Origin of the sequence: Bradyrhizobium sp. B025, from assembly GCF_042257955.1 — a bacterium.
Lineage (GTDB): Bacteria > Pseudomonadota > Alphaproteobacteria > Rhizobiales > Xanthobacteraceae > Bradyrhizobium > Bradyrhizobium diazoefficiens.
The window spans coordinates 6,093,302-6,112,583 of sequence record NZ_CP170150.1; the positions used below are offsets into that span (position 1 = coordinate 6,093,302).

Here is a 19,282-nt window from a genome sequence, read left to right on the forward strand (position 1 = left end):
GCCAGGAGGCGGAGCCGGCGCGTGATCGATTATTCGGATAGACAGTTTGATGCGTCCCCTGGATCCCGTGACATCGAGGCAGCGTGTGGCCTTTGGCCTCGCTTTCTTCGTGCTGTTCGTTGCCCTCTGGTCCTGGGCGACCTTCGGCGGCCATGTGTCGAAGACCTTCCTCGCCAACCCGCTGACCATGGTGCAGGAAGGTTTTGACCTGCTGACGAAGCAAGGCTTCATGTTCGACATCGGCATGACGATCTGGCGCGTCGTCGGCGGCTTCGCGCTCGCCGCGATCATCGCGGTGCCGTTCGGCGTGCTGATGGGTGCCTACAAGCCGGTCGAGGCCTTTCTCGAACCGTTCGTCTCCTTTGCACGCTACCTGCCCGCCTCCGCCTTCATCCCGCTCTTGATCCTGTGGGCCGGCATCGGCGAGCTGCAAAAGCTGCTCGTCATCTTCATCGGCTCGGTGTTCCAGGTCATCCTGATGGTGGCGGTGACCGTCGGCGCGACGCGGCGCGATCTGGTCGAGGCGGCCTATACGCTCGGGGCCAGCGACCGCGGCATCATCCGCCGTGTGCTGCTGCCCTCCTCCGCGCCGGAGATCGCCGAGATCCTGCGGCTGGTGCTGGGCTGGGCCTGGACCTATGTCATCGTCGCCGAGCTGATCGGCTCGTCCTCCGGTATCGGCCATATGATCACCGACAGCCAGGCGCTGCTCAACACCGGCCAGATCATCTTCGGCATCATCGTGATCGGGCTGATCGGCCTCGTCTCCGACTTCCTGTTCAAGGCGTTCAACGCCTGGCTGTTTCCGTGGAAGCTCGCATGACGACGCTGAAGATCGAACAGGTCTCACGGACCTTCCCCGCGCGCCACGGAAATGCGCCGACCAGGGCGCTGGAGCCGACCGACCTCATCATCGGCAACAACGACTTCGTCACCATCCTCGGCCCCTCCGGCTGCGGCAAGTCCACGCTGCTTCGTATCGTCGCCGGCCTCGACCGCCCGACCGGCGGGCGCGTCACGCTCGACGGGCGCGAGGTGACGGGCCCGGGGGCGGATCGCGGCATGGTGTTCCAGTCCTACACGCTGTTTCCCTGGCTGACCGTGCGCGAGAACATCGCCTTCGGCCTGCGCGAGCGCGGCGTGTCGCAGGACGAACGGTACAAGATCGCCGACGCCTTCATCCGCCAGGTCGGATTGTCCGGCTTCGAGAACCATTGGCCCAAGCAGCTCTCCGGCGGCATGCAGCAGCGCACGGCAATCGCCCGCGCGCTTGCCAATGATCCAAAGATTCTGCTGCTCGACGAGCCCTTCGGCGCGCTCGACAACCAGACTCGCGCCTTGATGCAGGAAATGCTGCTCGGGATCTGGGAGCGCGACCAGAAGACCGTGCTGTTCGTGACCCACGACATCGAGGAGGCGATCTTCCTCGGCAGCCGCGTCATCGTCATGAGCGCACGCCCCGGCCGCATCAAGGCCGAGATTGCCATAGACCTGCCGCATCCGCGTTCCTACAAGATCAAGACCACGCCGGAATTCGTCCAGCTCAAGGAACGGCTGGTCGAGGAAATCCGTACCGAGGCGTTGAAGGTTGCCGAACATGCCTGACAATGGTCCTTCCTTCGACGGCGCACGCGTTCTCGCCGACCTCAATGCGCTGCGCGCCATCGGCGCCTACAAGACCGGCGTGCACAAGCCGACCTTCTCCGAACCGCACAAGCAATCGCTGGACTGGCTGGTGCAGAAGCTGCCCGACGCGGATCTCTCCGCCGCGATTGACGGCATCGGCAATGTGTTCGGGACGAGCGCCAAGCCCGGCCCAAAGCTTCTGGCGGGCTCGCACCTGGAAAGCCAGAACTACGCCGGCTGGCTCGATGGTCCGCTCGGTGTCGTCTACGCGCTCGAAGCCGCGCGGGTGCTCAATGCCGATCCGTCCGTGAACGGCGCGGTCGAAGTCGCTGCCTGGTGCGACGAGGAAGGACATTTTGGCAGCTTCCTCGGCTCGCGCTCCTATGTGGGGCAAGTGACCGAGGCTGACATCGACGCCGCGCGCGACCGCACCAACGGGCGGCCCATGCGCGATGCGCTTGCCGACATGGGGCTCGCGGGACGCTCGCGCATCACCGCCGAGAAGGGGCGGCACGTCGGATATCTGGAGGCGCATATCGAGCAGGGCGATACGCTCGAGAGCGGACAGCTCGCGGTCGGCGTCGTGACCTCGATCGTCGGCATCTGGCAATACCGGATCAACTTTGTCGGCGAGCAGAACCACGCCGGTACCACCCGCATGGCTGCGCGCAAGGACGCCGGCCTTGCGCTGGCCAAATTCTGCGTCGCGATCGACGAGCGCTTCCCGGCCGCGTGCGGTCCGCGCACGGTCTGGACCACGGGCCGCATCACGCTCGATCCGGGCGCGCCGAGCATCATTCCGGGTGGCGCCGAAATGCTGTTCCAGATCCGCGACGACAACCCGGCGGTCATCGCGCGGCTGGAGGAATTGCTGAAGGCCATGGCGGACGAGGTCAACGCCAGCGGCCCCTGCGCCGTGACCGTGGAGAAGCTGCGGACCGGTGCTCCCGCCTTGATGAACTCAGGCTTTCAGGACGCGATCGAAGCTGCGAGCAAGGCTGTCGCCGGCGGACGATCCATCCGCATGCCCAGCGGCGCCGGCCACGACGCACAGATGCTCGCGACCATCATGCCCGCGGGGATGCTGTTCGTGCCGTCGATCGGCGGCATCAGCCATCACTGGACCGAGAACACCGCGGACGCCGACATCGTCACGGGCGCGCAGGTCTTCGTCGACGCCTGCCGGCGAATCCTCGGGGGTTAGGCCTCTGATGCCGGCATGAGCGCAAGCGAGACTTATACCGAGGCGACGACCGGCTACTGGCAGGAGCTGACGCCGGAGGTTCCCTTGCGTTTCCCGGCTATGCCACCTTATCGCTTGGGCTATCCCGCGACACTCCCCTGCGGCCGTGTCCTGGTTCTGCCGCTGCGCCAACTGCCCGATGGCGACCGCGCCGTCGCATCGCTGATCGCCAATCAGGCCTCACACCTCGTCGTCGCCGCGCTGGCCGACCATATGGCGACGCAGGCGCGCGCGCTCGATGCCGAGATCATCGTCGGGCTCCCGACCCTTGGTCTTGCCTTCGCATCGCAGGTCGCAGAACGGCTCGGACAGCCGCGCTATGTCCCGCTCGGCTATTCGCGCAAATTCTGGTACGACGACGCGTTGTCCGAGCCCGTCAGTTCGATCACCAGCCCCGACGCCGGCAAAAGGCTGCGGCTGGATCCGAACCTGCTGCCCCTGCTCGAAAGCCGCCGGGTGGTGCTGGTCGACGATGCGATCTCGACCGGCGCGACTGCGCTCGCGGCGGTGCGGCTTTTGCAGACGATCGGCGTCGAAATTGCCGGCATGGTCGTTGCGATGAAGCAAACCAATCGCTGGCATGCCTCGACCACGGCCCTTCCGGTTCGCGCAGTCTTCGGGTGCCCGCTCTTCCAACGTGGCGACGGCGGCTGGATACCGCTCGCGGAGACGCAACCCAACATTCCCTGATGGGTCAGGCGATTGCGAGCATCGGCTATGTTGGCCGGCCCGAGGCACCTGTCTTGAGCAGGATTGGGCAAAACCCGACCGCTTTGGGAAAGATCGCGGGTCCGTATCGCGGCTAGAATCTGGCTCGCACACGCGAGAGATCCGCCATGGCCGAGAGCCCGAACGATGCCGCAACGCCCGCCTCCATCGTCGAGGCCCTGAAGGCCGTCGCGGGCAATCCACCGAAGGTCCGCGCCAGCTTCGCCAAGGGCTGGTGCGTTCGAGGTACCTACACCCCGTCGGACCGCGCGGAGGAGATTACGCGGTCGCAGAGCTTCACAAGGCCATCGCGCGTGCTGGCGCGCTTCTCGGTCGGCGGCGGCAATCCCAACGTCGCGGATACCAACAATCTGGTGCTGCGTGGCTTCAGCTTCAAGCTTGGCGACGACGATCATCGCTCGGATATTCTGGTGGAGAGCGCGCCGGTGCATTTTGCACGAACGCTGGACCAGATGCTGGCCTTTCTCAAGGCGCGTATCCCGGGACCCGATGGCAAGCCGGACATGGCGAAAGTGAAAGCGTTCTCGGCGGCCAATCCCGAGACGCTGAACCAGGCGAATTACATCGCCGCGCGTGCGTTGCCCGGAAGCTTTGCCGGCACGACCTATTGGGGCGTCCATGCCTTTCCGGCAACAAACGAACAAGGCGAGACCCGCTTCATCAAGTTCAAGGTCGTCCCGGCCCGCGGCGAGATCACGCTGAGCGAGGACGAAGCCAGGACGAAGCCGGCCGACTTCCTGCACGACGACCTCGGCACGCGGATCGCTGCGGGCAATGTCCGCTTCAACGTCATGGCGCTGCTCGACCGCCCCGGCGACCCCACCATGGATGTCACCATACGCTGGCCCGACGAGGATCAACGCGACGAGGTGCGCCTGGGCACGATCGTGATCACGGGCTTCGAGCCGGATCAGGCCTGCGACGTCACCATCTTCAATCCGGCCAATCTCGCCGAGGGCATCGGTCACCCGCCGGACGAGATCTTTGCAGCGCGGCGCGCCGCCTACATGATCTCGCTCGCGAAGCGCCGCTGAGGACGGAAGGCGTCCGGATTCACGTCTCGCCGTTCGATGCACCGAGCATCTCGCGGCGCCATGCTGCCGGGCTGACGCCGACGATCGAGGAGAACACGCGCGTGAAGTGACTCTGGTTGGCAAACCCGGCCGAGATCGCGATCTCCGACAGCGGCAGGTCGCGAACGCTCATCAACTGCTTGGCGGCCTTCACGCGCTGCTGAAGCAGCCATTGGTGCGGCGGCACACCGACCGAGATTCGAAACGCGCGGGAGAAATGGCTGACCGAAAGGTCGAGCTCGGCCGCGATCCTCTGCAACGAGAGCTTGCCGCCGAGATCCGATTCGAGCCTCTCGCAGGCGCGTTTCGCCTGCCACGGCGCGAGACCGCCGCGCGCGAGCCCGGGCGTGCGCTGGAACCCGCCATAGGTCTGGGCGACATGGGCGGTCAGCCCGAGCATCATGTGATCGATGAAAAGCTGATTGGCCTCGTCCGGCCGGCGCAGGCCCTCCTGCAGCGACGCGCCGATGTGGCGGACGATTCGGTCGTCATGGCCAACGCCGATCTGACAGTCGAGCTCGTCAACCCGCGGCGCGTTGCACTGTTCGGCGATGCTGTCGAGCGCCGAACGTGGAATGTAGAAGAACAGGGAATGGAACGGCTTGTCGATCACGTAGCGCGGATCGCACTTGAGGTCGTACAAATAGGTCGTACCCGCATGGACGTCCGCGGTCATGATGCATTTGCCGCGCTCCCAGAGCTCGCAATCCGGGTAGTCGTGAAGCTTCAGGCTGACGAGAAAGGCATCTTCGGCGGCGAGCGATCCGGACAGGCCGGGCACCGGGTTGTCATTCCGGGTTTCGGTCACCGCGAGCTCGGCGCTACGCAGCGAGCGCGTAACCAGCGAGGGCGGCGCATCCTTCAAACGCAGGAACTGCCCTAGCCTCTGTCCGTAAGCGCCTGCCTGTGTCATCGGGTCAGTCCTTCCGCGGGTCCAAGTGCAGGCCACAGCGCCCCGCAATTTGCGGAAGGTATTATCGGACATCCGCCGCAGGCTGTCCACGCGCGCACGAGGCGAACAGCTCTCGCCCGACACTTTCACATCGGCGCAACAGGACGATTTGGCAGCAACTTCAATGCGGTTTTGACGTTCCCTCTCCATCCGGAAGCTGATCACGCGTTTTCACAAATGCACGACAAAATGCCGCGACGTCCCGTGCGGGTGTCGCAGCGCTGGAACGAGGTTCCGCCGCCGAACCTGAACTCCTGGACGTTGTCGTATTTGCCCTTGGTCAGCGGCAGTATCAGACTTGCCGGTCGTCATTGCGAGCGCAGCGAAGCAATCCAGAGTCTTTCCGCGGAGGGATTCTGGATTGCTTCGCTGCGCTCGCAATGACGGAGGATGAGGTATGGGCTGGTTCTCCAGATGATACTCCCGCGAAGGCGGGGAATCCAGTACGCCGCAGCTTCTCGGCTCCATCACAACCGCTTCTGGAATACTGGATCGCCCGCCTTCGCGGGCGAGGACAGCGAGCGTGTGGTCGCAGACACGCCTTCGCATCCTCGCGGCGGATTTCGCCCGAGCTTTGCTTGATCGCTCCACCCTCTCAATCGAGAGGGCGCAGGGAAGGCCGGGTGCCCGACGGCACCCGCGGTCTGCTGCGCGAAAAGCACACGCAGAGAAACCGCACAGCAGCATACAGGTGTAGCCAATCACTCGGCCTTCCCTGCGCAGTGGTTGGACGGCTTATGCCGTGCTCTCCCGGGAGCCGAGTTCGTTCTGGCCTCCCTCACACTCGCGAAAGTCGCCGACATCGCGCCGGTTGACGCGACTGCCGCATCCGCAAGAGCTTGACCGTAGCAACGACGGCCAGGACCACACGTCTATATTTTGGCATTCGGTGAAACACGCCGAAACTAAGAAATCTCTTTAAAAGAAGCGCTTTTCGAATAGCCTGATGCAAGCTGTTTCAACGGGCTTCACCAAAATAAGGGCCCGGCCCTAAGCCTTTCAGCGTCCGCACGACAAACTGAAAGTCCAAGAAGCCGAGCCCTTTGGTCTCAAGCCTTAGGAGCCGAAACCACATGAATAGTAGCATTGTCCCCTCCCCCGCCGGCAAGCGGGGCCGTAATAGCAGCGTGATCCTCACCGATCGCCTGTGCGAGAAGCGGGTCGCCCAAAGGACCAAGTTCTACGACCGCAAGTGCCCTGGCCTTTACGTCAGCATCACCGCGGCGGGCGTCGCGACCTTTTCTTTCAAGTTCACCGACCGGCAGACCGGCAAGCAGCGCACCGGATGGCTCGGCATCTACAATCCTGAGACCTTCACGGTCGAGGACGCCCGCAGCAAGGTCTATGGCCTCAAGGCCATGGGGGGCGAGGCCGTGGCCGAGACCTTCCGCGACCAGAAGGCTATGAACGTGAAACGCGGCAAGACCGTCACCGAGATCATCGACGAGCGCATCAAGTGGATGAAGGTGCCGGTCAAAAAGCCGGACGGCGAGATGCGCCCGCGGCTGGAGAGCTGGGAGAACACGGCAAGCCACCTCAACCGCCTCATCCGCCCCCGCCTCGGCAAGAAGCTGGCCATGGAGGTCACCAAGCACGACATCGCGACGCTGTCGAACGATATCGTCGCGGGTAAGTTCGGCAAGCCATCGGTCAGCAACGCGCGCCACATGCGCAAGGCGGCCTCTGGCCTGTTCAACTGGGCGGCCGAAGCCGGGCGCGACTACGTGACCGCCAGCCCCTGTGTTAACCTGCCGAAGCTCGACCCGGAGGATCCCCGCACCCGCGTCCTCTCCGCGGACGAGATCAGGATCTTCTGGCATGGCCTCGACCGCAACGACCTTCCCTATGACCGCCGAACTCGGCTCGCGCTCAAGTTCGAATTGGTCACCATGCTGCGCTCACGTGAATTGCTCGGTGCACATCGGGATGAGCTGTTTGACCTCGACGGCGAGCATCCGCGCTTCGACGTCCCCCTCAAGCGGGTCAAGAAGCGGCGGGTGATCCAGCAGCCGTTGTCCGATCTGGCAGTCGAGATCATTAAGGAAGCGCTGGCCTCGGATGATCAGCAGTTTGTGTTCGAGAGCCCCATGTACAAGGGCCAGCCGGTTCACCGCAAGGCGATGGCCGACGCGCTGCGCGGCACCAAGCTTGAGAAGAACAAGGACAAGATCAAAACGCCTGGGCTCTGCGAGCTATTGGGCCTCAAGCCATTCACGCCGCACGACTTGCGCCGGACGGCAGCGACATTAGCCGGCGACCTCGGCTTCGACGATGCTTCGATCGCGAAGTGCCTCGACCACGTCGCCAGCAAAAAATCAGAACAGATCGTGCCGACCGTTACCGGCAAGGTCTACAACCACTCCAAGCGGATGAAGGAGAAACGCGCGGTGCTGGACGGCGTCGCGGCCGAACTGAGGCGGATCGTCGCCGGGCCTGTCGCTAAGGCCCTGGCGCAGGAAGGGGCCACGGCTCGCCGCCTGATTGCATATGCCGACCGATTCTGAGCCAGGTCACAGCTCCCGCGGGCCGCTTTTCCCTGCGCAGGGAGTGTGTTCGGACAAGAACCGTATAGAAATCAATGCGATGGGAATGGTGTTTCGTATTTGTGTCGCGATCCGGCTGGCTTATCAGCAAAGGCGCTACGCATGAATTTCTGTGGAGCATGATGGAGCCCGGTGGAAAACCGGGCGGTGGAAAAGACCCCGGACTGATTGGGTTCGCGTGGCGGGGCTGCCCGGTGTGCTGCGATATTGCAGCATGGACCCAAATGAACGCACTGCGGTCATCGCAAATGCTGCGCGGCTCTTGCAGGATTCAAAACTGTTGTTCGACCACACCCGCTTTGCCAGCGCCTTTGCGCTTGCCGTGCTGGGCGTCGAAGAAATCGGAAAGGTGATCCTCGATATTTGGGGGAGCGCTGCGCCGCTCTCAAAGCCCGTTGCTCGGCGTAGCGCGCACATCCGAAAGCAGGCTGCCGTCAGTTCACTGCTGCTTGCTTCAGTCGCGGTCCGAGAGTTTAGCGCCGAAGTCGATAATGAAGAGCTTGTCCATCGCGTCGCTGAGGCCTTCAGGCTGAGCCGCGAAGGACAGTTCATGTCTAATGTTCACGTCGGTGCCCTCGACAAGGCCAAGCAGATTGGCCTTTATCGCGACGACTGGCTGACGGATGCAACACTGCACGCCGATCAGTTCACTGAAGCTGATGTTGGCGCGATCTTCACGATTGCGCGTCGCGCAATCGAGGCCGTGGAAGACCCGCTCATCATGAACACAGGGCGAGCGATCTATGAAACCTGACTGTGATGTCGCTCTCGCTCTGCGGTGCCATGTCCGGTCGATGTTTTTCGACGCGCGAATGGGGAACGACCGATGAGTGAAGATGAAAGCGATTGCGGCGGCGGCGACGATTGGTTGCTGGATGACGCGTCAGAAGGAAACGAGTTCATCCACTTCGACGAGTATGAAGATGCGGTAGCCGCCATCGAGCTGGTTGCCTCACAATCTATCGACCTTCAGAGACGGCCGTCGCAGTGGAAGTGGGTTATCACTGCCATGCAAAACGCCGTACAGGGTGCGATGGTGATCGCACTCAGCGGCACAGACGGTTGTGGCGCGCTCACCGATAAATCTAGACGACAGAATCGGGTGTGGCTGGACAACCCTACCTCGGATCGACCACGAACGATAATGGCCGATTACAATGTTTTACTTGAGCGGATCGGAAAACCTGAACTGATGGAAGGGCCCGTGCCCGAGCTGTCGGCGGAGGATTATCGGAACCTTCAACGACTGAACGACAACCTGCGACGTCAGTTCGCCCACTTCCATCCGACTGGTTGGGGGATTGAACTCAAATACATGCTGAACATCATGCCGATTGCGCTAAACTTCTTCGAATTTCTCACGACGACCCAAGTCCGTCCAAATATTCATTTCACCGAAGAGCACCGCGCTCGCATGACGAAAGCCTTGGCACAGGCGCGGGTTTCTTTCGAGGCATTCAAACAAACGCCCTGATACGTGCGCCGCGTCACAGGCACGTTGCCGATCATAAACCATCCAGCCCTTGGACCCCTGGCGAACCAAGAACCTGGATGGAGGAGACGCCTTGTCGCGCTCCTTCATTTCCGATCCCGCGTGTTGATCATCGGACGATCACCTCAATTCTTCAATGAGCGTCCTCCAGCCGAGCGCATCGTTCGCCGTCAGCAGCGAAGCGCCAAGCGTTGCCAAGTGCTGTGGCAATTCGCAATCGGGACGCGCGTTCATATTGCCGACAAACGAGGCGACCGCGTTCTTAAGATCACCTCGGTCGAGATGATCGAAGGCCCGTTGCTTGCACCGCTCGACATATCTGTCGCGCTTCATCTCAATTAACAGGGAACGTTCCATTTCGCCTCCCCAACCGATGACTACTTCCAATAGTGAAGTTGGAGCGGAGTGGATTTGGGCCGTCTGTTCGAAAGACGACAAACGGATGCGCTTTTGGTCGCAAGTGTGGGAATTAGGACACAGACGCAACTGCGACCGCACCGTTGGCGTCGGGCGCATAGCAAGAGGCTCTTTGTCTTCACACTCAGTCTGGCTTGGTCAGATGTTTCAGCATGGCGTTGCAGGCCACCTCGGCTTCCGCGAACGTCTTGAATGGAGAGCCGCCGATCTTGATCGCGCCTCGGCTCTGATAAAGCGGGCGCCATGACGCCACATAGCCGGGGCGTCCGTGAAATCCGGGACCGGCGGGGCTCTCATATGTGATGACGAACGAAAAGTCGTCGTTGCTTGCGCTCCATATTTCCATGTCCTCGACGGCACGGTGGAATTGAAGGGACATCACCAGTCGTTCACTTGTAGCTACGGCCGGAATAGAAACGGCCCGGAGTGTGCCGGGCCGTTGGGCGATCGTCGTTGTCGTAGAGTTGGCGCCATGACAGCAACGCAACACGGCGTGCCCGCACCGGGCGCCCCGACAGGAACCTCAGCCTAGAGGGCGCGCAACTAACGCGGCCAGCCGCCTCTGAAATCCGTCGATCTCCTTCAATGCATTCTGTCGCTCTGGTCCCTCGGGGAGCCGTTGCGCGGCTTCGCATAGGCTCGCCAGCATCTGCGCCATCTCTTGCAATTCGTGATCGGATCTTCCACCGCGCGTTGGCTCAACGTTGTGCCCTCACAGATCGAATTCTATTGCCGCGCACACACTTGTCGCGGATAACGTTCTCAACGTTAAGTAGCGCCAATTTCCAGCTCTTAGTAATGTCCAATACGAAGGTCAGCCTCCGGTTTGCAGCATAGATGTACGGAGAAGATTAGTTCTGAACGATGTGACACGAAGGAACCGTCCCAGTCTGCGTATGCTTGCCCAATTTGGCCGGTTCAAGCTAACCATGCTGCGCGATCCCCTTAGTGGTATGCTTTCCCTCGGTCGGAAACCGTTCCAATGTGCTGGCGCTGACACTCAGGGGGCTGAGCTAATGCCCATTTATCGGTTACTTCAAAACCTCCCGATGGGGCCGGAGGAGGTTAACCGTATGACGACGGCTTTCGACAAAGCGCTGCGTACCATCGGCATCAAAGACCGCAGCGATCCTATGGCCGAGATGATCGCGAAGAAGATCGTCGAGATCGCGCAAACTGGCGTGCGAGACCCGGCGGAGATTTCCGCGCAGGCAATCCGTGAGCTTGGCATGTAGTGAGCCGGGGATAACTACTCGCGCGATGCGGATACGCTTAAGATCGTGGTGCACCTTGTTCAAAGGGTTGGGGGCACACCTTGGGAGAATTCATCATGGCTCACCCAACGGAAGAGCAGATACGGAAGCGCGCGTTCGAATTGTGGGAGCAGGCGGGCAAACCTGAAGGACGCGAGAACGAGTTCTGGCAGCAAGCGCAGAGGGAATTGCGGGACGCAGAAGAGCAAGAGCGTGGTGATCCAAACAAAGGTGCCGACATTTAAATTCCGCGTCCCTTAATGTCTGACCAAGGCCGGGCGACCGGCAGCATCAGAGCTTGTGCGGCGTTTGCTGACCAACATACCTGCGGGGAAGAGGCCAGCCAGTTAGGCGGCCGCAATCCGGTGTGCGTCATTCGAGTTGGCAGTTCGTTGTGGTTGCATCACGTCATTCGAGCTGGCCGCGCACTCTTTGAAATGCTCCAGCAGAGCGGCGCTTGCCATGTGCTCCCAGAACTCCGCCTCCGCGAGCAGCTTCCAGCTTCTGTCAGGATGATGCGCGGCGCTCTGTCGGCACAGCAACGCCATCGCGCGCAAGCGCTGTACGGTTTCCACTCTGATCCTCCCGTGATTTTTTCCGCGTTTTTTCCACCTTATTTTCCGTTTTCGCGTCAGTGTCATCATCATTATATCAAGAAACTATTTTTAGGTTGTTCGGAACGAGAAACCAGCAATCGATGCCGCGCTTGCTACGAATAACTTTCGCTTTTGCTTCACTTCGGCTCATTGCACGTGCGCCGCCTGTCGTTCCGTGATTGGAACCTTCTTGCCCCGCTAACAGTTGGCTTGCCTAAAAGCGAGGGTTCAGCATGACGCGCCTTAGGCTGAAGCACGCGACCACCCTTGAAGAACGTCTCGCCATGGATGCCAGCCAATCCAGAAAAAGAGCGATGAGCCTGCCGCCGGGCCAAGAACGGGAAGCTCTCCTCAGGAAAGCTCGGCGGGACGAGATGGCCGCGACCGTCACCAAGTGGTTGACGTTACCCCGTCCGCAGCTACCCCGCCGATAGCGCCACCGTCCGCAGACGTGGGCACTCCCAATCCATAAGTGCACTTCGACATCCTCGCCGAGGGGCGCGACGATCTGCGGAAGTTGTCCGCTGCATCTCGCACGAGCAATATGGAACGCCTACTTGCGCGGCGCCCACGATCTGCGCCACGGCAACTCGACAAGAACGCGCGTCTGCTTGAGTTACCTCCTAATCGTAGACGCCCCATCTACCGTTTGCTCGCAACGATCGGCATGATGCGCGGACTGTACGCCGTGAGGTAGAGACAATGAGCAATGACCGCCTCGTGCAGACACCGCCGATTGCTCACATCCGCAAAATTGGCATCGTCGGGACCGCAGCCCTAGTGTTCGGGCTAATGGTCGCTTCCACCGCCCTTGGAGCAGGAACGCGCATCTCTGATGCCTTCGAACCGTTCGAGAAATCACCGAATGAGCGCGTCGCCCAAGCCTTCGAGGACATTAATGACCTCGCGTCCATCACTGACGAGCTGAAGACTGCGCTGGCGTTGCTGAGCCAGAGCGTGCAGGGCCCGCAGAAGCCGCCTGTTCAGGCTCAAGGCAATGAATGACCTGATGGTTAGCAAACAGCGACATGGCGGGCGGACCATCCACTTTGGGTGGGCCAAGGGCAACCCTCGATTTCGTAGGCGTGAAGGCGTCGGATGGTGATCGCGGGCAGGTACCACCCGTAATTTTCCCAAGTGCTGGTAACCAGGCGCACTGGTTAAGTGGCGGCAGGTTGAGCGCCACACCATGAAAACACCGAAGCCAAAGCAATGGGCCGAGCAGGAAGTTCGACGATTAGTCAGGCTCGCCCGGCAGGGAGTTGGCGCATCGAAGATAGCTGCCGAGCTGGGCCGACACGCCGGATCAGTGAGGCGAATGGCGCGAACAGTGGGAATACTGTTGAAGAAGTAGCCCTGCGCCTCCCTGCGGAGAGCATGTTCACGCCGCCGCGCTTACTCATCGGAAAGAGCCTATCGGGAAGCTAGCGCGACGTAGGCTTCAATCGAAGGCAGCGAGATTTCACATGTTCCAAATTCGAAACCCGGTGTCTGAGAGATGATCCAGCACCAACGGCCCGTATAACCACTGTAATCCTATTTAGGCTTTTGGGTTACTTACGTTTCGCCTTAAGTTCGCTGAGCTGGAAGTTGGGAGCGCGGTCGCGCTCTGTAGGTGAAATCTCCGTCAGCCTTAAGGTGTCCGGCTGGCCGTTTGAGAGCTTCCTGACATGACCAATTATTCATACGCCACTGATCGACAATCCCCTCGGCGCCGGAAGCACCCAGCCGAGGAGTCAGAAATTGAGGGTGCATCCCTCGATATTGTATGCGCCAAACCCAAGATGGGAGGTTTCCATGCGCATTATTCAAGCATCAGCATTAGCCTTTTGTCTGCTCATCGCCGCTCCGGCGATAACGCTCGCCGCTGACGCCAAGGCCGACGTCGAGAAAGCCTACGTCACCTTTGATGCTGCATTCAACAAACAGGACGCGAAGGCCGTCGCTGCCAACTATGTCCCAACCGCCAAGGTGCTGCCGCCGACGCACGAAGTCGCGTCAGGCCCGGCGGAGATCGAAAAGTTCTTTGCCGGGTTTTTCGCGAATGGTGTGACCGGCCACAAGCTGGAGGTTATCGACGCGGGCGGAGACGACAAGGTCGTCGTCGGCACAGCTAAGTGGAGCGCCACGGGCAAGGACAAGGAGGGCAAACCGGCTCCCTTCAGTGGACTTGCCATGCACGTCTTCGAACGCCAAGCGGATGGTTCGTTAAAGCTGAGGTTTCATACCTTCAATTGAGTTGGTCGTACCCACGACCGGCAGTAGCTCGCGCGCTTCCCGAGCCGCTAGGAATCGATAATTTGCAAGGTGCTCACGACGGCACTTTGATCTCGGCATGCCTCGTCCTGTTCGACGCCACACGCCTGCACACGTTCACGGCCGCCCCGTCAAGATCACCTTCGGCGAGATGCGCGAAATGGGCTTCGGTGGCGTCCTGGTCTACTGCCATTGCGGCCATCACGTTGCTCTGGATGCCGACCATTGGCTTGACAAGGTAAGGCTATCGGATCTCGAGCCGCGATTTGTCTGCCAGGGCTGTGGGTCTCGCGGTGCCGACGTTCGGCCGGACTTCGACTGGAACGCCAAAGCGCCTGTCGGTGGCTTGGGCTAATTGATGCCACTTGAAAGACGGCCCCGGCCGTGGGGGGCTTTTGAGGTGTGGAAGGCCGGGGCCGCTGGAGGTGCTGGACTGCGTCGATCCAGCGACCCGAGCCTAGGAAAATTCGGCATTCAGCTCTGTTCGCTTTCAAACCTTGGCAGTACAGTTCCCCTCAGGGAACGGAATAGCTGCAATGAAAGACATGCAGGCTCAATTGGAAAAGCTCCGCACAGATGCCGCCGAGTGCGCCCTCATCCGTGACTTGGCGACCGACCCGAAGAAACGAGAGCTTTTTACGAAGCTGGCTGATCACCTGACGGTTCTCGCCGCAGAAGTTGAACGCGCAATCGCGGAAAGCGTGAAGAGGACCTGATGAAGGCGGGCTGGGGGCGGCCTTTCGAGGAGGCAGATCAGGGTCAGGGCCCACCAACGGCGCTTTGACGCATCGGGAAAAATCGGCAATACTCGCCGTATGGTTGCTCTCGATGAGATTGCAGATGCCAGCCGCCGCGAAGCTGACCGCGCGCATCGACTGAGATTAGAGGGTCTGGTCGAGGACATCCGGAAGACCATAGAGGGACCGAGCAGCGCCAAAAAGAAGGTGGCGCGGATCAGAGAGCTACTCGCCGTCCAGGGCTATCGCGCCCAAGAGTAGGCCCGCCAGCTTGAAACCGACCACCACCTGAGGCGGCCTTACTTCCAGAACGTCAGCACTGCTAGCGCCACCACAGGCGTGAGCCCTAAACAGATAATGGCGATACGAACTAGTATCTCGCTCCACATGGCCGGGGAAAAATAGCACCTGCAACTTGGTCGCACAATCCAAAATTGTACGCCAATTGGGCCCGCCAGCGTAACCGGCGGGCATGAGCCTGGCGATTCGAACTTTCGCTGAAGGCCGTGCGGCACATCACCGTTACATCGTTGGTGGGTTCAAGGCCTTGAGACCCGCCGCTTTCAACGCGTCGGTTGAGAGCTGTCCATGTGCCGCAGCATCGAGCAGCTTCGAGGCAACGTACGCTCTGGCGCCCGTCTCGCTTACAGGAATATTTTCGCAAACTTCCTCGAGCACCGCCCTGAGCAGCGCAGTCATTTCAGCATTAAACACACCTAACTCCCGAAATTGAGAGGATGCTGAACGCTGCACAATCGGAGTATATTCGCTCGGCAGAGTTCGCCGCGTATTCCGGTCTGGGCTCTGAAATCCCAGCACCTGCCAAACCGGCACCTGTCTGTCAAAGTAATGTGACAGCTTCCCCGCCGATCTGGTGGTCCGGCCCGCCAAGCGGAGAGCCCTCAGTCCGACGTCCAGCCGTCCCATCGCAGCCGACTCCGGCGCCGAGATCTCGTCTGCGCTACAAGCCTTCATCGCCGCTAACGCCACAAAGCGCTTCGACATGCAGCTAGCGCTGCCCTGGCGGGGTCGGCCTGATGTCCAACGAGGAAAAGCCCCTGGCCGCCGGTGCAATGGCCACGACGTGCGCCAACTGTGACGATCGCGGCTGGGTTTGCGAGAACCATCAGGACCGTCCCTGGGACGACCCGCGCGCATGCACCTGTGGCGGCGCTGGCGCGCCCTGCCCGGCCTGCAGCGTTACCGACGAAGGTAAAGTGCCGCGGATGCCGAAGGCTTTCGGGTGGAGGTCGACAAGGACGGCTGGCGGCACTGAAATGCCTTGTGAGCGGCCCCAAGCGCCTTCGGGGCTGGAGGCGAGACGCCGGGACCGCCACGACGCACCGGCTCAAGGCTGGGCGCCGCCGACATTCTCCGCCCCTCGATTCATCGCTGGCCCTAACAAATGTATGGTGCCCTAGATTAACTTTGTAGGCCAACCGTCGCCCTGTGCAACGCGATCAGTGTTCCTTCGCGGAACAGCGCCGACGGGATACTATTGAAACAATCGGCTACTCTCATTGCCCCAACCGGGCGCGACGTTTGCATCCCTGTTCAATTTTCAAAACAACAGATCACGGCTTATCTTGCGGTTTTTCGGGCTCTCCATTCGGTAGGACAGCATCAATTATGCGCTTCAGCGCATCCAGCGAACAGGGTTTGATGAGGACAGGCATTCCTTCAAATCCGTCGGGCACGCCTGCGCTGCCGTAACCACTCAAGAAGAAGAGAGGCAGCCCTCGGCTCTTTACTACCTCGGCAACTGGATGCACGTTGATCCCCTGCAAATTGATGTCGAGGATCGCGAGATCTCGGCTAGCTTTGTCATGCAGGCGCTGCGGATGAATTCCTGCACGCCGGGGTCGGCGAACACGCATGGCATGAGCTACCTCAGTCGGGAAAAAGAGGTAATGGAACTCGACTTCAACTCGCCGCTGCGTGGTTTAGCGGCGCAAGCCACACGTTTCCCAGGCGGCGCAAAAGCAGACATCGTGGGATGTCCGAGTTGGATCGAAAGCAGCGGTGGACGCCAAGTTGGATCGGCGCCCGGTTTGCCCCTGACAACCGACGTGACACGCGCTCAATGACCTTCGGCTAAGGGCCAGTTGCAGACGTCAAACCATTTTACTCCGGCCGCATTTTGTCAATCAGGCGTTTGTCTTTAGCTTCCGTGTTTCTTGGATAGCTCTGTTCTTCGATACAGGCCTGCCGCAATTTGTCCCCATTGTAGCAAAGGCTCCGTTGATCGCCGCTGGTGGGGCGCGCTCGCGGAAGGATTTCTAGAGATCCCCTCTTAGGATTTTCCTGCCCGCCGCGGTCTGGGACATCGCATCCTTGCAGGGATCTCTCAACTCAGCCATGTGCAATTTTATGCAGGCCCTGATACCGCCGGTGCCCGGCACAATACCGGCGCACAGCTTCGCAACGTCGGCCTTGCACACCTTTCCGGCCACGGCAACCGTGAGCAAGCGTTCCTCGCAGGCTGGTGACAGGTCGGTCAAATGCGACTTTATGCAGGACTTGATCCTGCCTTCGCCGGGCTGAATGCCGGCGCACAGTGTCTTGATATCGTTGGCGCAGGGCTTGCCCGCTTGCTGTGCCACGGCGGCAGAGCCTGACCAAAGCAGCGCTGTCAATATAACAAGCCCGGATCGCATTCCTGCCATCTTAGATTCCTCTGGGATACAAAAAGGGCAGATTGGGGATGATATCCGAAAGTCGGCCGCAAGGCGATTCGTTCCGGAGGACGGATCAGCGTAGCCGGCTATCTGGGCGGGACGGAGCGCCGCGTCAATCCGCTCGACGTCTTCCGCAAGCAGGCCATGGGTCAAACTGGGAAGTCCGGGCGCTCAGCCGGCAGGTCAGCTTTGCCCCCAACTCCAGACAAGCCGCTGCATCGGACTAACTGACGCGATGGGCCATGTGTGGACGGCTCCGGGTTGGCAAGGAGAATCTTCACTTTGCAGCATTGGTCGGAGCAGCCATGTGTTCGGCCTGTTCGCGCGGTACCCATGACCGCTGGCCATAATGCCCTCCGCGGATCAGATCCCGGTCAAAAGCACGCATTCGATGATGCTGTGGCCCATGTGGGTTGTCCTGATCGCCGGATCGACCGGCACTGCATTACGTGCTGTTCGCCCTCCCAACCGTTACGTCACACTGGGCTGTCCGGTGTGATTTCGTTTACGCCGCAAGAGCGGCGGGTTCCTTGTAGCCTTCATTCCTCGCCATCATCGCCCATGCCATCCTCGCGAGTTTGTTGGCGAGCGCAATTGCGGCGACCTTGGTTGGTCGGCGCGCCAACAGCGCGGTGAGCCAGGGCCGATGCTGGGTGCCGTGGATCTTGGCATAGCGGATCACGGCGAGTGCGCCTGCCGTGAACAGGCTGCGCAAATAGCGATCGCCTTGCTTGCTGATACTGCCAAGCTTGTCCTTACCCCCGCTCGAGTTCTGCTTCGGCACAAGCCCGACCCAGGCCGAGAAATCCCTCCCTGATCGGAAGGCTTCTGGGTCAGCAATGCTGGCGACAAGGGCCGTGGCCAGCGCCGGCCCGACGCCGGGGATCGCATCCAGCCGCTTGCTCGTCGCATTTGATCGATGCCAGGCGATGATGCGTCTGTCGAACTCCAGTATCTGAGCCTTCAGTGCTCGCAACTGACTGCCGAGAGCAGCAAGACATGCACGGCCGACCTCTGGAAGCCGGCGGTCGGCTGTATCGGCGACGACTTCCAGCAGCTGCTCGACACCCCTGCGTCCGACAGGGGCGACGATCCCGAACTCGGCAAGATAGGCGCGGATCGAGTTGATCACGGCTGTCTGCTGGCGAATGAAGAGATGGCGCGCCCGGTGAAGCATCAGACAGCTCTGTTGCTCGACCGTCTTGGTCGGCACGAACCGCATGTTGGGTCTCGTAACCGCCTCACAAATCGCTTCCGCGTCCGTGGCATCGTTCTTCTGCCGCTTGACGTAGGGTCTCACATAAGCCGGAGGCATCAATCGCACCGAATGCCCCAACGCCTGCAGCTCGCGGGACCAATAGTGTGACGACGCGCAAGCCTCGATCCCGACGAGGCATGGGGCAGCTTCTGGAAGAACGCCAGGACGTGCCGACGCCTCAACTGACGGCGTATGACCACCTGGCCGGCTGTATCAACGCCATGCACTTGAAAGACCGACTTCGCGATATCCAGACCGATTGTCGAAATTGACTGCATAGCTTGCTCCTCCGAATCGTGGGAGCCTCAAACGGCGCCCACTCCTTGGCACTCTCGTGCCCGTGGAGGAGCCGTCCACAGCATCACAAGCCGACGTAGGCTAGGTGCGCGAGCGTCGACAATCGGCACGCCCTTAGCCGCAACATAGACT

At 60.9% G+C, this 19,282-nt stretch carries 21 protein-coding genes and 1 pseudogene; 15 read left to right on the forward strand and 7 right to left on the reverse strand.

Features of this window, described 5'->3' with window-relative positions:
• Positions 1 to 49 precede the first annotated feature (49 nt).
• The 5 genes from ACE10W_RS28625 to ACE10W_RS28645 all read left to right on the forward strand — a co-directional run bounded on the left by ACE10W_RS28625 (position 50) and on the right by ACE10W_RS28645 (position 4,632).
• Positions 50 to 823, forward strand: a complete 774-nt coding sequence (locus tag ACE10W_RS28625) for an ABC transporter permease (RefSeq protein WP_011088987.1) — start codon at positions 50 to 52, stop codon at positions 821 to 823.
• On the forward strand, positions 820 to 1,605 hold the full coding sequence (locus ACE10W_RS28630; RefSeq protein ID WP_038966753.1) for an ABC transporter ATP-binding protein: 786 nt from the start codon (positions 820 to 822) through the stop codon (positions 1,603 to 1,605). The genes ACE10W_RS28625 and ACE10W_RS28630 overlap by 4 nt, the downstream gene beginning before the upstream one ends.
• Positions 1,598 to 2,830 carry a Zn-dependent hydrolase gene (locus ACE10W_RS28635; RefSeq protein WP_271552115.1) on the forward strand — a complete coding sequence of 411 codons (1,233 nt, stop codon included), beginning with the start codon at positions 1,598 to 1,600 and terminating at the stop codon, positions 2,828 to 2,830. Before ACE10W_RS28630 ends, ACE10W_RS28635 begins: the two co-directional genes overlap by 8 nt.
• Positions 2,831 to 2,845: 15 nt before the next feature.
• Positions 2,846 to 3,559, forward strand: coding sequence for a phosphoribosyltransferase (locus tag ACE10W_RS28640; RefSeq protein WP_182872269.1), 714 nt, complete (start codon positions 2,846 to 2,848; stop codon positions 3,557 to 3,559).
• 146 nt (positions 3,560 to 3,705) lie between these two features.
• Positions 3,706 to 4,632, forward strand: coding sequence for a catalase family peroxidase (locus ACE10W_RS28645; RefSeq protein ID WP_271552114.1), 927 nt, complete (start codon positions 3,706 to 3,708; stop codon positions 4,630 to 4,632).
• A gap of 19 nt (positions 4,633 to 4,651) precedes the next feature.
• Here the strand turns inward: ACE10W_RS28645 and ACE10W_RS28650 are convergent, their stop codons facing one another.
• Positions 4,652 to 5,584 (reverse strand): AraC family transcriptional regulator, encoded by a 933-nt coding sequence (locus ACE10W_RS28650; protein WP_182872271.1) that lies wholly within the window; start codon positions 5,582 to 5,584, stop codon positions 4,652 to 4,654.
• A gap of 1,166 nt (positions 5,585 to 6,750) precedes the next feature.
• On the opposite strand from ACE10W_RS28650, the gene ACE10W_RS28655 reads away from it, so the two are divergent.
• The 3 genes from ACE10W_RS28655 (at position 6,751) to ACE10W_RS28665 (ending at position 9,640) form a co-directional block, all read left to right on the forward strand.
• Positions 6,751 to 8,127 carry a tyrosine-type recombinase/integrase gene (locus ACE10W_RS28655; RefSeq protein WP_375762216.1) on the forward strand — a complete coding sequence of 459 codons (1,377 nt, stop codon included), beginning with the start codon at positions 6,751 to 6,753 and terminating at the stop codon, positions 8,125 to 8,127.
• Positions 8,128 to 8,380: 253 nt separating this feature from the next.
• Positions 8,381 to 8,920 (forward strand): AbiV family abortive infection protein, encoded by a 540-nt coding sequence (locus tag ACE10W_RS28660; RefSeq protein ID WP_060912326.1) that lies wholly within the window; start codon positions 8,381 to 8,383, stop codon positions 8,918 to 8,920.
• Between the two features lie 72 nt (positions 8,921 to 8,992).
• On the forward strand, positions 8,993 to 9,640 hold the full coding sequence (locus ACE10W_RS28665; RefSeq protein ID WP_028171528.1) for a hypothetical protein: 648 nt from the start codon (positions 8,993 to 8,995) through the stop codon (positions 9,638 to 9,640).
• A 138-nt stretch (positions 9,641 to 9,778) separates the two neighbouring features.
• On the opposite strand, the gene ACE10W_RS28670 is transcribed toward ACE10W_RS28665, so the two are convergent.
• Both ACE10W_RS28670 and ACE10W_RS28675 read right to left on the reverse strand, forming a co-directional pair.
• Positions 9,779 to 10,015, reverse strand: coding sequence for a hypothetical protein (locus ACE10W_RS28670; RefSeq protein WP_039184675.1), 237 nt, complete (start codon positions 10,013 to 10,015; stop codon positions 9,779 to 9,781).
• Between the two features lie 184 nt (positions 10,016 to 10,199).
• Complete coding sequence (locus ACE10W_RS28675) at positions 10,200 to 10,454, reverse strand: hypothetical protein (protein ID WP_039184677.1); 255 nt, start codon at positions 10,452 to 10,454, stop codon at positions 10,200 to 10,202.
• 694 nt (positions 10,455 to 11,148) lie between these two features.
• Here ACE10W_RS28675 and ACE10W_RS28680 point away from each other — a divergent pair.
• Positions 11,149 to 11,310, forward strand: coding sequence for a hypothetical protein (locus ACE10W_RS28680; RefSeq protein WP_231166501.1), 162 nt, complete (start codon positions 11,149 to 11,151; stop codon positions 11,308 to 11,310).
• A 95-nt stretch (positions 11,311 to 11,405) separates the two neighbouring features.
• On the forward strand, positions 11,406 to 11,573 hold the full coding sequence (locus ACE10W_RS28685; protein WP_074076877.1) for a DUF2934 domain-containing protein: 168 nt from the start codon (positions 11,406 to 11,408) through the stop codon (positions 11,571 to 11,573).
• A 102-nt stretch (positions 11,574 to 11,675) separates the two neighbouring features.
• On the opposite strand, the gene ACE10W_RS28690 is transcribed toward ACE10W_RS28685, so the two are convergent.
• Entirely contained in the window at positions 11,676 to 11,903 is a 228-nt protein-coding gene (locus ACE10W_RS28690; protein WP_039184679.1) for a hypothetical protein, read from the reverse strand.
• A 723-nt stretch (positions 11,904 to 12,626) separates the two neighbouring features.
• Between ACE10W_RS28690 and ACE10W_RS28695 the strand changes: the two genes are divergently transcribed.
• From ACE10W_RS28695 to ACE10W_RS28710, 4 genes are all read left to right on the forward strand, one after another.
• On the forward strand, positions 12,627 to 12,929 hold the full coding sequence (locus ACE10W_RS28695) for a hypothetical protein (RefSeq protein WP_039184681.1): 303 nt from the start codon (positions 12,627 to 12,629) through the stop codon (positions 12,927 to 12,929).
• 792 nt (positions 12,930 to 13,721) lie between these two features.
• Positions 13,722 to 14,162 (forward strand): nuclear transport factor 2 family protein, encoded by a 441-nt coding sequence (locus tag ACE10W_RS28700; protein ID WP_028171523.1) that lies wholly within the window; start codon positions 13,722 to 13,724, stop codon positions 14,160 to 14,162.
• Positions 14,163 to 14,259: 97 nt separating this feature from the next.
• Positions 14,260 to 14,535 (forward strand): hypothetical protein, encoded by a 276-nt coding sequence (locus tag ACE10W_RS28705; protein ID WP_074076875.1) that lies wholly within the window; start codon positions 14,260 to 14,262, stop codon positions 14,533 to 14,535.
• A gap of 181 nt (positions 14,536 to 14,716) precedes the next feature.
• Entirely contained in the window at positions 14,717 to 14,896 is a 180-nt protein-coding gene (locus ACE10W_RS28710; protein WP_039184683.1) for a hypothetical protein, read from the forward strand.
• A 543-nt stretch (positions 14,897 to 15,439) separates the two neighbouring features.
• On the opposite strand, the gene ACE10W_RS28715 is transcribed toward ACE10W_RS28710, so the two are convergent.
• On the reverse strand, positions 15,440 to 15,922 hold the full coding sequence (locus ACE10W_RS28715; RefSeq protein ID WP_249793071.1) for a hypothetical protein: 483 nt from the start codon (positions 15,920 to 15,922) through the stop codon (positions 15,440 to 15,442).
• A gap of 761 nt (positions 15,923 to 16,683) precedes the next feature.
• On the opposite strand from ACE10W_RS28715, the gene ACE10W_RS28720 reads away from it, so the two are divergent.
• On the forward strand, positions 16,684 to 17,004 hold the full coding sequence (locus tag ACE10W_RS28720) for a hypothetical protein (protein ID WP_162185842.1): 321 nt from the start codon (positions 16,684 to 16,686) through the stop codon (positions 17,002 to 17,004).
• A 192-nt stretch (positions 17,005 to 17,196) separates the two neighbouring features.
• Here the strand turns inward: ACE10W_RS28720 and ACE10W_RS28725 are convergent, their stop codons facing one another.
• Together ACE10W_RS28725 and ACE10W_RS28730 are read right to left on the reverse strand one after the other, a co-directional pair.
• Positions 17,197 to 17,583 carry a cysteine rich repeat-containing protein gene (locus ACE10W_RS28725; protein WP_129557623.1) on the reverse strand — a complete coding sequence of 129 codons (387 nt, stop codon included), beginning with the start codon at positions 17,581 to 17,583 and terminating at the stop codon, positions 17,197 to 17,199.
• A gap of 517 nt (positions 17,584 to 18,100) precedes the next feature.
• A pseudogene (locus tag ACE10W_RS28730) lies at positions 18,101 to 19,131 on the reverse strand (IS110 family transposase).
• Positions 19,132 to 19,282 lie beyond the last annotated feature (151 nt).